Below are 15,308 nucleotides of genomic sequence, written 5' to 3' on the forward strand. Positions count from 1 at the left end.
TACACGAAATACAGAATGCATTATACACTCATAAAGTGTGTTTTGTAACTATTCTCTTATAGGTGGTTTTGGCGTAGAGCTTTTGCCAAATTTATTGGGATAATTCATTGCACAGTTCAGATGAGCATGAGGCATGTTCTTTTGTTACACTTTTCGTATTTTTGAGGTGTGCAATGGGGTGTTTTGTAAGTGCTTTTGTTTTTAATGAGAGGGGAAGGAAAGTTTCGAGGGAACTATGATTAAAGTTTTTAGAAATCATGTATGTTTATGTGCTTGTACAACAGCTATCCTCTCTTTGCTTCAAAATGGAAGAGAAGTGTATGCCGCTACAGAGGAGGTCGGTAAACCTTATGTTATAACTGTTACTCCGATTAACGGTATTAGTGTTACTTCTGGTCCTCATCTTAGTGGGAGTAATGCGTATAAGCCTCCCTTTAGTGGAGAGAGTGGGCAGAATTATTATCCTCCTAATATGATTCCTGTTGGCAATAACGATGAGGGTATTCGTGGGGGAAGTGATTATCGTGGGTTGAGTGGAATGGAGGGATCGAATAATGGTCATATAGATAACTCTGTTAAAGATGCAGGCTTTGATGAAAGAGGTATAAAGCGTGGGTTTTATTACTATGATGGGTTGTATTATATATGCGATAATTGCAGGGAATCCAAAATTGATAATAAATCTTATAGGATTACAAATAAGAACGTTTCCAATTATCCTGATGATCCTACTGCTATAACGGTAAAAGGAATAGGCACAAGGGTTAGTGGGGAGGATGTAACGGTTAGTAGTCAAGTTGCTGATAAAACTTTTCTAGTGGGGGTGCATGTATTAGAGAACGGTAAGATTGTTTTGGAAGATCCGATTATCAAAAATACAGTTATAGCCCTTCGTGCGAGTGATGGAGTGATTGAGGTAAAAAATGGAAAAATTAAGGAAAGTCATGAGGGTGTTGATGCAACAGAGAATTCGTTTGTTCTTTTAGAGGATACAGAAATTAAGACAGCTAATGGGAATGCAAGTCTTTTAAGTTATGATCATTCAGAAATTTGGATGTCAGGTGGATCAGTTGATTTTATGAACAGCCATGGGATTTCTTCGATGTTAGGTGGAAAAGTAAATCTCGAGAATGTTAAAATTACTGGGAAGGGTGATAAAGGTAAGGATCGTGCGGTTGTGCATATGGATTTAGGGGGGGCTGTTAATTTAGAGGGTAATATTGTTAGTACTGGTGGGGGTATCCATGGCATATTATTAGAAAATATAGTCAATTCTATTCCTCTTCAGGAAGTTAAAGATTTATCAAATGAGGATTCTGATTCAAAGATTCCTGTGACTGAAGTTAATATGAAATCCTCTTCTGTTACCGTAAATGGTAAGGGATCTTATGGTATCTATTTTCGGGGAGAGAAGCCATGGAGTGAAGGTGGGGATAAAAAAGAAGAAATTTCATCAGAGGAAGAAAAAGTTCCACCACGATTAGAAGTTGTTAATTTGGATAAAACAGAGTTTTCTGTTTTAGACGATGCGGCTCTTTATGGTAAAAACATGATTTCTGGTGCGGTGGGGTTGGTACACAGCACTCTTCGTTCAGGGAATTTTTTATTAAAAGCTGAGGAAGGTGCTTCTATAACAGTTTTGGCTGATGCTTCTACGCTTGAAGGTCGCACACACGTTGATAAAGACTCTAATGCCGAACTTTATTTGGGAGGTCGTTCTGCATGGATTTTACAACAACCGCTGCAAAAAGATCAACATGGGGCTGCACATGATTCTTCTATTTCACTCGTGAGTCTTATGGATGAGAGCTCTATTAATTTTAAAAGACATGAATCTTCTTCTGTTGATGATTATCAAACTCTTCGTATTGGAAAGGGAAAGGGTGAGGTTTATAGAGCACGGGAAGGTGCCTCTATTTCCCTTAATACATATCTGAATAGTGGTGGTGCTCTTAATCATCAAAAGACTGATCGTGTTTTAATTCATGGTGATGTTTCGGGAAAAACAAAGCTCCAAGTGCATGGAGTTGCAGGAAGTCCAGGAGGATATACGGGAAAGGGGGGGAATGCTGAAGGTATTTCAATCATTCAGGTTTCTGGACAAGCAAAGCAAGATTCTTTTCAGTTGGAAGGTGGTTATGTAGCCTTAAACGAATTACCTTATCAGTATAAGCTTTATAGTTATGGTCCAGAATCTGAGTTTGGAAAAGCAAGTATGGATCAGAGATTAGTTGAAGGTAACGGGGAATTTTGGGATTTTCGCCTTGAAAGTAGGTCTATAGATTCTGATGTTCAACCTAAACCAGATCCTTCTCCTAAGCCAATTCCGGGACCAGAACCTTCTCCAGAACCAGCTCCGGAGCCTCATCCTCGTCCTAAGCCGGGCGTTAAGGCTGTTGTTCCGCAGGTTCCGACTTATCTCCTTTTGCCTAATGCCTTACGTCATATTGGTTTGATGAATGTTAACAATCAAAATAAGCGGTTAGAAGCTTTGCGAATTACTTCTGGGGGCTTATTAGAAAGTCGTGAAAATCCTCTCTTTTTTGTGAGCGGTTATGGCGGCAATCATCGTTATACTTCAAATCTTTCCACGCTTGAATATGGTTATGGCGGCGAGTTTGATTATAATGCACTAGAGGCAGGTGTTTTGCTGAAAGCAATCGAAAATATGTATGGTTCCACTTCTTTTGGAGTTATCGGGGCTTACGAGAGATTTTCTTTGCAACCTTTGAATGTTGAGCAGAGTCAAAAAAGTACATTTGATAAATGGTCAGTTACGGCATATGGTGGTATGCAGCATGATGCAGGTTTTTACGTTGATGGTCTTGTGTCTTACGGCTTGTTTAAAGGTGATGTTCTAACAACTGCACGTGGCAAGACGGCAACATTAAAGGGTTTCCCTTTAAGTGCTTCATTGACTGCTGGTAAAACGTTTATGGTGGGGGAAGACGGTTTTGTTTTTGATCCGCAAGTTCAGGTTGTTTATCAATATCTTCAATTTAATAAGGTGCGTGATGTGGATGGCTTTGATATTGATTTAGGAAAGCTTCATCAGTGGGTAGGGCGTGTTGGAGGGCGTTTAACAAAGAGGCTGGTTGCTACTGATGAGGCTCAGGTTGTTTCTTTCTATGGCAAGCTTCATCTTGCTCATGGTTTTGAAGGAAAACAATTTGTGCATTTTAAAGATGCTTTCCAGCTAGGTGCTTTTGGTTCTTCATTAGAAACAGGATTAGGTTTTAATGCCCAATTGTCTCAAAAATTTGCGCTTTACGGCGATTTGGTTTATCAGCACAAACTAACGAAGGCTGGTTTTTCTGGAACGAGTTTTTCAGGTGGATTGCGTTATCATTTCTAGTGTTGTTCCTGTTTTTGATTAATCTTTCAAAAAGCCACAAGTTGTACTTGTGGCTTTTCTCATTATCTATTCATCTTGTGTTATAGCATTTTTACGAGAGTATGACTTTGCATATCTTTAATATGCTTTTAGGTTGGACTTCTTTCATTTTTTTGAAAAGTCTGAAGAGTTTGTACGTTATTGTTTCAAAACGCGTATTTCAGAGTGATTATTATATTATTTATAATATTTTGATTTATAAAGATATTTTTAATTTAGGGTGCTGAAATATTTTCAAGGATTTTATGATGAATCCATAAAAAGCATTCCTTTGTCTATTATATGTAAAATTGGCAGGTGGATAATCATTTAAGAAAGGAGTCAATATAATTTGGGGAATTATATTAAGAGGAGAGGATTTACAATATTAGAAATTAGCAAAGACAAAGATGCTACTCAGGCACAATGAGGGCTGTATCCGATGAACTTGATATTATATCCGCTGTCGTTGTGAAATGGGGATGGAAAAAATGAGAGATATCTGAGAAAATTGGTGAATGAGAAACATAATGACGTATTGTTTTTTGAAAGTGTGTTTTCTTTAAATGCATAAATAAAAAGATGAAGTTATGTGTCATCTTCACTTTTTAAAATATGGCTCTGAATGTTTTTGAATATTGTAAAGTTGAATTAAAAGGAAAAGGTAAAATCGGAACTGATTTTTACACGTTCCTACTTTTTATTAGACTGTCTTACCATGAAGATTGCCTAAAAGGCATATGTGAACTCTTGTTTCTCAATTTTGGCATATGTTTTGTCTGCTTACAGAGTGTACACTGTTTCAATATAATATTATCGTAAGGATGTTGATTATATCCGTTTTGGCGGTGATTAGACGGCAGTTAAAGTAGGTGTTCTTAATGCATGTCAACTGACTAAGGGTGTTTTTGACTAACAACGTTAAAGGTGATTTTTCTGTCGTTCTTCAGTTATATTTTTGCAAATTCTTTGTAAAAGCGACAGATTTAGATTGTATTTTCGAGTAATTTTTCTATTCCATATTTACATAAAACACAAAAAATATTAATAAACTCACGATATTAAAACCTAAACGTATTAAATATTTTTCTTTTGGTTAAGTTTTTTGATACGTTATGTATAGATCTTAGTAAGAAGAGGGGGGATTATGGTGGAATTATGGTCAATCTATTTAAAAATCGCTTCTCCTTATGTACTTTTACAACGGCACTTCTTTTTTTGACACACAATGTTGGTGTTTTTGCACGCAATGCTGAATCTCAGGTTATCTCTGGAAAAAAGCAGTCTTCATGTGATCAGAATGCAGCATTTTATCAGTGTTCTGATGGTGGAGCGCACGAAATTAATAATAAAGTTTATTCGTTAATGGATAAAAATGTTAATGGTGTTCATGGAGCCATGGAGGCGTCTAAGGAAGGTACAATTATTCGTGGCAAGAATATAACTGTTAAGGGTATTTTGGATGAAAAGAATAACTCGGAAAACAATTTTTGGAAATATGGAGTAAAGGTATCAGAAGAAGCGGGCGTCTTTCTGAGCGATTCCACGTTGAGTGGGGTTTTAGTGGGGGTGGAAGCTCAAGGTGGATTCATCGTAATGTCTGGTGGATCAATTGATGCAATCAAAGTGGGGGCTTTTGCTGGAGGAAAATCTCAAAGTGGTGTTGATTTAACGAATACGCAAATTAGCCTAGGGAGAGTTGGGGTTAAAGCAGAAGAAAAAGGATATCTTATTTTAGAGGGTGTCTCTATTACCGGCAAGGGGAGTACCGGCAAGGATGATCAAGGGCTGGATGCAGGTCGTCAGGCAGCTTTTCATATATCTGAAGATGGTTATGTTCAGTTTATGAAAGGTTCTGTTGATGTTACTGATGCTCATGGGCTTTTATTGCAGGGAGATAAAGCTCCTCAGATTAATATTGGAGATTCCAATATTACAGTGAAAGGTAATGCATTTTATGGTATACACTTTGAAGGTGTGGCAGCATCAGAAGGTTCGTCAGAGGGAAAATCATTGCGCGTTGATTTGAAAAAGACGCGTTTTGTCGTTCCAGATAGTATAGCTGTTTATAGCAGTCAATCTGGAAAATCTAAAATATTTTTAAAGGAAACAAAGCTTTTTGGGGATTTGTTGCTGAAGGCTGATCGTAACTCTTCTATAGAGGTTGTTGCTGATGCTTCTGCACTTGTCGGTCAAACTCAGGTTGATAACAGTTCTAAAGTCGACCTTATCTTGGGAAATAATTCACAGTGGGCTTTATTGCAACCAAGACAGAAAAAATTACAAGATCCTAATTATAGAGGTGTTTCGTTTATTTCATCGGTACACCTTTCTAATAGTTCCATTACTTTTGAAAAACCAAAGTCCAGTACTAATCATGCATATCAAACGCTTTATATTGGAAAAGGAACAGGTATTGTTTATCAGGCTTTTGGTGATGCTTGGATTCATTTGAATGCACGTTTAAATCCTAGTGATACAAGTGATCATCAAGTAACGGATCGGCTTCTCATTCATGGTGACGTTAAGGGAAGAACTATAGTCCATATACAAGGGGTTGCGGGAGGTTTAGAAGAAAAAAACGAAAAAGCGCATAGTGTTTCAATTATTCAAGTTTATGGAGATGCATCGTATGACTCTTTTCAACTGAATGGGCAGTATGTTGCATTAAATGGCGCGCCTTATAAATATGTTCTTCGTTCTTATGGCCCAAGTGTTACTAGAGGGGAGGAGCATGTTAAACAGAGATTTGCTTTGAACGGAGGAGCATTTTGGAATTTTCGTTTAGAAAATGAATATGTTCAAACTGCTGATTATAGAGAAACTCCTATGGTTTCTCAACGTACACCTCCTGCACGTGCTTCTGTTGAGGATATTATTCCCGAATCTTCTGGTGATGTTGTTCCAGCGTCTTCTACAGATAGTCTTTCTGAAATTGAAAATGTTTCTCCGTCTCAACGAGGTGTAAGATCTGTTGTTCCTCAGGTGCCAACTTATCTACTTTTGCCGAATAGTTTGTTCCACGCTGGTTTGATAGATATCAGCAATCAAAACAAGCAGTTGGAGATAGTACGGACTAATCTTAGTGGAATGTTGCAAATTCATGAAAATTCTGCTTCATTTTTGCGTGGCTATGGTGGAAGTTATCGTTATGCCTCAGATTTATCTGCGCTTGAATATGGTTATGGGGGAGATCTAGGGTACTATGCACTAGAGACAGGTGTTTTGCTACAAACTGTTGAAAATGTTGACAGTGTTATATCCTTTGGGGTGATGGGGTCTTATGGAAAGCTTTCTCTACAACCTCGAGATGTTGCACAAAGCCAAAAAAGTACATTTGATAAATGGACTGCTACAGTTTATGGAAGTATGCAGCATGATGTAGGATTCTATGTTGATGGTTTGTTATCTTATGGTCTGTTTAAGGGAGATGTTCTGACAACTGCGCGGGGTAAAACGGCAACATTGAAGGGTAACCCTTTAAGTGTTTCCTTGATGAGTGGTCAGAAAATTGCCACAGGATATGAAGGTGTTGTTTTTGATCCACAGGTTCAGGTTGTTTATCAGCATCTTCAATTTAATGAGGCCCGCGATATTGATAATTTTAATATTGAGATGGATAAACTTGATCAATTGATGGTGCGTATGGGTGGTCGCTTGATAAAGACTCTTACTGCGTCTGAAAAAGATCGTGATGTTTCTTTTTATGGAAAGATTCATTTTGCCCATGATTTTGGAAAAGAAAGGTCTGTGCGCTTTAAAGATTCTTTCCAGTTAGGGGCTTTTGGTTCTTCTCTAGAGGCTGGATTAGGTCTTAATGCTCGCTTGTCTCAAAAATTTGCGCTTCATGGTGATTTGGTTTATCAGCATAAGTTGAGTAAAGGTGGTTTTTCTGGAATCAGTTTTTCTGGTGGATTGCGTTATCGTTTTTAGGATGATCATCTTGAGGTAAGTTGTTTAAAGAACCACAAGCATAGCTTGTGGTTTTTTATTATTTGTTTGCAACTTTTTAAATAAGTTTTTTAAAAAAATGTTTTTTTTGCATGAGCAAGTTTGTTTCTTTTTAGAAACGAGATAAGGCTTTCTGGTTTGCAGTTTTTGCTTCTTATGCTGTTTTTCTTCTTTGAGTTTATTTTTATTAAATTCTCTTGAAATCACTGCTTTGGGGTGGAATTTTTATTTCTATCTATATTTTTACGCGTTTTTATAAATAATACAATTTTAAATTGTGATATTTTGGGATTCTGGCTTTACATAAAATATAGGGTGGATATATAAAATACAAAACGTATTTTAATTATCACGCGTAACCAAAGTTATTAAACAGAACGCGTGTTTTTTGTTTTTAGAGAAGGGGAAGAAAGTTTGTAGAAAATTATGTTTAAAAATCATCTCTCTTTATATCATTTTACAACGGTTATTTTTTTCTTTGTATACAATACTGATGCAGGTGAGATTTCTTCTGAGAAGAAGCCATATTCATGTAACGAAAGTGCCTCATTTTATCGCTGTAATGATGGTAAAACGCATGAAATTACCAAGAAAACTTATCAACTTACGGGTGAAAGTTCTTATGCTGCCATAGAGGCATCAGGGAAAAATACAGTCATTGAGGGAGAGACTATAATCATTAACGGTGTTTCGAATGCACATGGACATTCAGAAACAAACGCTTGGACAACAGCTGTAAAGTCCTCAAATGGGGGAGGCGTTGCTCTATTTGATTCCATGTTAAATAACGTGTCGATAGGGGCCGATGTCAATGAGGAGGGAGCTTTTGAAATGCAGGATGGGGTGATTAAAGCAACCAGAATGGGGATCAGTGTTGGGGGTAAAGGGTCGTTTGTTTCTTTGACCAAGACAGAGATTAAGACATCTTCTGATGCGATAGGTCTTTTGAGTCATAATGGTGCAAAAATTTATATGAAAGGAGGAAAAATTGATTTTGCTGATGGTATTGGTGTTCAAACAGGAGGAGATGGAGAAATTAATTTAGAGGGCGTTTCTATTACTGGGAGGGGGAAACAGGAAACAAATACAGATAATCATCGTGAAGGTTCTGCTTTTAGTATGCTTCAGGGGAAAGGCTCTCTTAATTTCCAGAAGGGAAACGTTAATGTCGACAATGTTCATGGCATTGTAGTGCAGGGGAATAACCATAATGCTGCTCATATAAAATATTCCAATGTTTTTGTGAGAGGGAATGGATTTAATGGCATGCACTTTTTTTGGGAAGCTGTCTTAAATGATAAAAAAACAATTATACCTGGAAAAGGGACTGTCGATTTGACAAAGACAACTTTTATGGCTCCAGAAAGTACGGCTATTTATAGTCGTGAATTCGAAAGTTCTGTTAAACTCTTACAAAATTCAAAAATTTCTGGAGATTCACTCCTGAAAGCTGTTGAGCGTTCTAATGTAAAGATTGAGGCTGATGCTTCTACCCTTGTAGGAGGCGCACATGTTGATGAAAGTTCTACAGCTAAGATAGATTTAAAAAATGGTTCAAAGTGGATTTTATCGCGACCAAAATATGACAAATTGCAAAATTCTGATGCTTCTGGTTCTAGGTTAAAAGATTATTCTTCTATTTCTTCGGTTAATCTTACGGATAGTTCTCTTGTTTTTGAAGAATTAAAATCTAAAAAAACAAATGGTTATCAGACACTTCTCATTGGAAAAGGATTTGGGACTGTCTATAAAGCGCACGGTGATGTGAATCTTTATCTTAATGCATATTTGGATAAAGGCGGAGCTCTGCAAGAGCAAAAAACTGACCGGCTTTTAATCAATGGTGATCTTGAAGGAAAAACAACAGTTCATGTTTATAAGATTCCTGGAAGTCTAGGGGCATTGACGGGAGATGGTGGTAATAATCAGGGGATTTCCATTATTCAGGTTTATGGAAAAGCCATGGAAGATTCTTTTCAGTTAAAGGGGGGGTATGTCACACTTGAAGCCTCCCCCTATCAGTATCATCTTAAGAGTTATGGTCCAGGCTCTGCTTTAGGGGCGGCAGATTCCAATCAAAGAGTGCTTAAAAACTCTGGAACATTTTGGGATTTCCGACTTGAAAGTCAATTTGTTGATTCCACTAAAGTTTTTCCTGTTCTTGATTTGGTTGTCCCCCCTTCTTCTGATGATATTCCTTCTTTTTCTAAAATTCATCCTAATATTACTGGAGGTGAGGATGGTTCTATTGATTCTAACTCTCAGCAAAAGTCTCAGGAGCCAAGTCTTTCTTCTCCTGTAGATTCTCCTGATAGGGATTCCCATCTTACGACCACACCTAATGTATCTGATGTTTTTGTACTTGAGATCCCCAATCCTCTTTCCTCTCTTGCACCTGTTGTTCCCGCTATTGCTGAATCTAATCCAGTTTCTCCACCTGCATCTGGTTCACCTGTTCCGCCGCATGTTTCACCCACTCCTTCTGTTGTTTCCCCAGTTGCATCTGGTTCACCTGTTCCGCCGCATGTTTCACCCACTCCTTCTGTTGTTTCCCCAGTTGCATCTGGTTCACCTGTTCCGTCATCTGTTTCATCCACTCCTTCTGTTGTTTCCCCAGTTGCATCTGGTTCACCTGTTCCGCCGCATGTTTCACCCACTCCTTCTGTTGTTTCCCCAGTTGCATCTGGTTCTTCTGTTCCGCCATCTGTTTCACCCACTCCTTTTGTTGTTACTCCACCTGCGTCTGGTTCTTCTGTTCCGGCATCTGTTTTTGAGCCTTCTTCTCATTTTGAGCCAAATGTGAGAGTCGTTGTTCCACAGGTTTTGACTTATATTCTTGTGCCAAATACCTTATTTTATGCTGGATTGATGGATATCAGTAATCAAAGCAAGCAGTTGCAAGCGCTGCGAACTGTTCCTGGTCGGTTGTTGAAAAATGATGAAAATCCCGCTTTGTTTTTGCGCGGTTACGGTGGACATCATCATTATACTTCAAATTTGTCTGCATTTAAATATGGTGATTATGGCGGTGAGCTTGATTATAATGCACTAGAGGCAGGTATTTTACTCAAGAAAATCGAAAGTGCATACAGTACGACATCTTTTGGGATTATGGGAAATTATGGCAAGCTTTCTTTGCAGCCTCGAAAGGTTAAACAAAGTCAAGAAAGTATATTTGATAAATGGACAATCACAGCATATGGAAGCATGCAGCATGATACGGGTCTCTATATGGATGGTCTCTTCTCTTATGGTTTGTTTAATGGAAATGTTCTCACACTTGAGCGAGGTAAAACGGCTGCATTGAGAGGGAAGCCCCTAAGTGTTTCTTTAATTGCTGGTAAAACGTTTATGATAGGCAGCCGATATTTTATTTTTGAACCACAGGTTCAGTTTGTTTATCAAAATCTCCAGTTTCATAAGACTCGTGATATTGATAATTTTAATATTGATATGCGAAGTCCAGATCATTGGGGGATGCGTATTGGTGGGTATTTAACGAAGACACTTACATTTACTAAAGATAAAGATGCACATGTTCTCTCATTCTATGGTAAGCTTCATTTCATTCGTAGTTTTGATGATAAACAATTTGTATATTTTAAAGATGCCTTCCAGCTTGGTTCCTTTGGGACTTCTTTAGAAGCTGGATTTGGTGTTTTTTCGCAATTATCTCCCAAAATTATTTTTCATAGCGATCTGATTTATCAGCATAAATTTACGAGTGACGGCTTTTCCGGAACGCATTTTTCTGGTGGATTAAGTTATCATTTTTAATTGTATTTTTCTTTAATACATCCTTTGTGAAAGACATAAGCACAAAACATAGTTTTGTTGTGTCGTTTTTCTGATTTTTGACTTTACATATAATACAAAACAAATTATATGTAACGGTACATAATAAGTAGATGAACTAGGTGTGTCTTTTCAGTTTTTTATGAATAAAATAAAGGAAGTTTAGACTAAATTATGATTAAAGTACTAAAACGCTATGTGTGTGTTCTCTTACGACCTCTATTTCTTTCTTCGTGCACAATATAGATGTGAGTGCAGAAGATTATAACCCCTCGTGTAATTCTCTTTTTAAGTCGTATTCGTGTGATACAGTTGATGCTTCTCGTACTTTTGGAAGTCGTAATAAGTTATATATGAGTGGATTGGATAGGAGGACTACAGGTGTTATTTTTACAATACGAGCTCATAACATAGTTATTAAGCCGCAAAAAAGTAAAGGGGAAAAAGGCTTTCAGGAACTGATGGAATTTTAGAATTAAAGAGATCTGAGAAGATTACATCAGCAGTGGTTGTGTCAAAAGATAATAAAACTTCTTTTAAAAAGAGTTCTATTACAGGAAATGGCGAAAAGAAAAGTGGTAGAAATGCTACGTTATCTCAATCTGTGTTTGGTGTGAAGCAGGGTGGTTCTTTCCTTTGATGAAGGTAAGATTCAGGTTTCTGCTGTTCATGGTATAGAGGCAAGTGTCTTGCTCAATGCGATTGAGGATACACATCACACTTTGAGCTTTGGAATAATGGAGAATAATGGAAAAAAACTTTCTACAACCTCAAGATGTTAAAGAAAGCAAAAAAGTACATTTGATAAATGGTCTATTACAGTATATGGCAGCATGCAGCATGATACAGGCTTTTATATAGATGTCCTTTTTTCCTATGGTTTATTTAAAGGGGATGTTCTCACGCAAGCAAGAGGCAAGACAGCAACATTGAAGGAAACACCTTTGAGTGCTTCATTGATTGCGGGCAAGTCATTTACGACAGGGCATAAAGGGGTTATTTTTGATCCGCAGGTTTAGGTTATTTATCAAAATGTGCGGTTTGATAAGGCGTCTGATATTGATGGTTTTGATATTGAGATGGGAAAACTTGATTTATGGGTGATGCGTGTTGGTGGTCTTTAAGAAAGATGCTTGCTGCTTCTGAAGAGGCTCTTGTTGTTTCTTTCAATTGCGAGCTTCAGCTTGCCATTAGTTTTAGAGGAAAACAACGTGTGCGGTTTGGAGATGAATTCCAATAAGGGCTTTTGGCTCTTCTCTAGAAACTGGAATGGGATTGAAGGCTCAGTTGTCTTCAAACTTTGCTTTGCATGGAGATGTAACTTATCAGCATTGCCTTAGAAAAGGTGGTTTTTCAGGGATTATTTTTTTCAGGCGGTTTATACTATCGTTTTTAGGTGCCTATGAAATATAGAGTAATTTTTACATAAGTTATAGAGTGTTTTTGAAGTATAAAGTGATTATTTAAGTTTTATACTTGCTATTTTTAGTGTGTTTAACTTAATGTTATGGGGAATGTTTTTTATTTTTAACTAACAGGGGGAGAAAGGCAAATTGGGAATAAAGTTATGGTTAATGTATTAAGCGGGTATAGATTTTTATTTATTACAACGGCTATTGTTTCTTTTTTGCCAATCGTGAGTGTTAATGCGAATCCTAATAATTTAGGAACTTCCTGTAATGTATCAGGGAGTTTTTTTACATATAGCGATAGTAAAAAACATACGATAAGTAATAAAAATTATACTCCTTCTGTCTCTTCTCTAGATGATTTTATTGCTGTCTTCTCTATAGAAAAAGAGGGAACTGTTTTAAATTTATTAGAGACAAATATTATCTCGCATAGGCCAAAGCAGATGTTTTTATATAGTGCATCTGTAAAAGATGATGGCAAGCTTGTTCTAACCAATTCAAATATTAAGGATATGTCCGGTTTTCGTGTTCAGAATGGGCAAGTTGTGATGAATAGAGGGAAGATTGAAGGTAGTTTGCAAGCTGTATGTGCAGAAGGAAAAAAAACCGATATTGCTTTAGTGAGCGTAAATATTGATATTGTATCAGATAATTTGAATGCAAAAGGGATTGGATTTGTTAGTAGTTCTGATGCATTCATTAGGATGTCAGGCAGTACTATTACTTTTAATGAGATTGGTGCGTTTTCAACACAATTTGGGGGAAAATATCTTATTGATACAACCAATATTCAGGGAAAAGGTAAGAAACACACGATTGTAGTTGATAATGAAAGTGTTGATGAATTTCCAAGAGCTTTTGACATATCACAGGGTGGTAATGTTCAATTACGTGGTGATTTTATTCAGCTCACTGATATGCATGGCTTCTTGATTACGAATTTTGCAGGTTATGCAGATGCTGAAGGTAAATTGGTTCAAGAATACGCTTCATCAAATGAGTTTAAAAAGACAAATATTAAGATTGAAGGTACAGAAATTTCTGTTCAGGGTGAGGGAGTATACGGTCTGTATTTTTATGGATTAGGCCCAGATGTATGGGGTGATATGTTTAAGGTAGGGAGTGAAAAACTTTCAAAAGTAGAAAAAATTGTTTGGGGTGAAGCATCTTTGCATTTGTCACAGACAACTTTTTCAGTTCCCGATGGTATTGCCATTTATAGTACGGGAGATGATATTTATGGAGCTGAAGCTACCATTGAATTAACAGAAAGGACAAAGATCTCTGGTGATTTATTGTTAAAGGCTCAAAATAATTCTTCTCTATTGGTGAAAGCAAAGGATTCTATCCTTACAGGGGGTATTCGTGTTGAGGATGCATCAACTGTTCACTTAGAATTAACAAATGGCTCTGCATGGTATCTCACCAAAAGAAAACATACAGATTTACAGGAATCTCTTCCTGTAGATTCATTACTTTCGTCTATAAGCATTTCTGATAGCACAATTTTTTTTGATAAATTTATATCTCAAGATTATCAAACGCTATATATTGGAAAAGTATATATTGAGAAAGGAAGTAATCTAAATGACATAAATCCAATAGAGGGGATACAATATGATAAAGAAGCCTATAATGCAAAGGGAAATGTGCAGATTAAGATGAGTGCGTTTGTGAATAATGACGGCTCGTTTAATCCTCAAAAAACTGATCGTATTTTGATCTACGGGAATGTTTTGGGAAGTACACTGCTCATGATGGAGAAATTTTCCAAAACTTTAGAAGGAGAAGCTGGCAATAAAGGAAGTCAAAGTATTTCGCTTGTTCAAGTTGCTGGGACAGCAGAGGAAAGTTCTTTTAAGTTAGCCAATAGTTATACTACGGTGAATGGATTTCCTTATCAATATAAACTTCGTGTCTATGGTCCAAGTTCTTCTTCTGGAAATGCAGATCCAAAGAATAGATTGGTTGTTGGAGAAGGGGATTTTTGGGATTTTCGTCTCGAAAGTGTTTACATTGGTCCTGAATTAGATTCTTCTGAAACTGCTTCTAAGCCAACGTCTACAGTTTTACCTCCTCAATCTGAAGAAGAGACGGTTCCTTCTAAACGACCAACAGAGACTATTTCACCTGAACAACCCCCTTCTGTTGAGCCTCCACTTATACCATCTACACCTTCTTTGCCTGAAGGATCTGAACCGTCTGAAACATTTATCCCTACGGATTCGACGCTGACTCCTTCTGCACCAGTTCCGTCTGAGCCTCCCTCTGTACCAACAGTTCCGGAGGCTCCTTCTGCTGTGCAACCTATGCCTGCACCGTTTGTTCCAGTTGAAGATTCTACTAATGATGTTCTGCCATCTGAGCCCTCTGCTCCGGAGGACACTTCATCTCTGGATACTGTTTCTCCTCCTTCTGCCCCTGTTGAACCAAAGCCTTCTCAGTCCTCTGATGCTTTGGAACCTTCATCTAATCTCTCTATACCGCTTGATGTTCCGCCTGAGCTAGGTATTAGAGCGGTTGTTCCACAGGTTCCAACTTATCTTCTTTTGCCAAATGCCTTATTTCATGCTGGTTTAGTGGATATGACCACGCAAAATAAGACGTTAGAGACAATGCGGAATGCTTTTCATTCCTTTGGGAAAGATGATAAAAAGACAGCCTTTTTTCTGCGTGCTTATGGGGGGAGCCATCACTATGCTTCCAATTTATCTGCTTTTGAATATGGTTATGGTGCTGAGCTCGATTATAATGCATTTCAAGCAGGTGTTTTGTTA

Annotated in this window: 4 protein-coding genes and 1 pseudogene; all 5 read left to right on the forward strand. The window is 37.5% G+C overall.

Annotated elements, in window-relative coordinates; all coding sequences use genetic code 11:
* Window positions 1-235 precede the first annotated feature (235 nt).
* Window positions 236-3,355, forward strand: a complete 3,120-nt coding sequence (locus ACFIK4_RS00855) for an autotransporter outer membrane beta-barrel domain-containing protein (RefSeq protein ID WP_375674580.1) — start codon at window positions 236-238, stop codon at window positions 3,353-3,355.
* A 1,176-nt stretch (window positions 3,356-4,531) separates the two neighbouring features.
* Window positions 4,532-7,306, forward strand: coding sequence for an autotransporter outer membrane beta-barrel domain-containing protein (locus ACFIK4_RS00860; protein WP_375621644.1), 2,775 nt, complete (start codon window positions 4,532-4,534; stop codon window positions 7,304-7,306).
* A gap of 444 nt (window positions 7,307-7,750) precedes the next feature.
* Complete coding sequence (locus ACFIK4_RS00865; protein ID WP_375674582.1) at window positions 7,751-11,101, forward strand: autotransporter outer membrane beta-barrel domain-containing protein; 3,351 nt, start codon at window positions 7,751-7,753, stop codon at window positions 11,099-11,101.
* A 686-nt stretch (window positions 11,102-11,787) separates the two neighbouring features.
* A pseudogene (locus tag ACFIK4_RS00870) lies at window positions 11,788-12,515 on the forward strand (autotransporter outer membrane beta-barrel domain-containing protein); the annotation flags it as partial.
* Window positions 12,516-12,686: 171 nt separating this feature from the next.
* Window positions 12,687-15,308: autotransporter outer membrane beta-barrel domain-containing protein (locus ACFIK4_RS00875; protein ID WP_375674584.1), on the forward strand; the 2,622-nt coding region annotated here is incomplete at its 3' end.

This window comes from Bartonella sp. AP9QHHD, from assembly GCF_042195625.1.
Taxonomy (GTDB): domain Bacteria; phylum Pseudomonadota; class Alphaproteobacteria; order Rhizobiales; family Rhizobiaceae; genus Bartonella.

What these genes read in the sequence shown, in the direction of transcription:
- ACFIK4_RS00855 (WP_375674580.1), top strand. Translation starts at nt 236, where the DNA reads ATGATTAAAGTTTTTAGAAATCATGTATGTTTATGTGCTTGTACAACA.
- ACFIK4_RS00860 (WP_375621644.1), top strand. Translation starts at nt 4,532, where the DNA reads ATGGTCAATCTATTTAAAAATCGCTTCTCCTTATGTACTTTTACAACG.
- ACFIK4_RS00865 (WP_375674582.1), top strand. Translation starts at nt 7,751, where the DNA reads ATGTTTAAAAATCATCTCTCTTTATATCATTTTACAACGGTTATTTTT.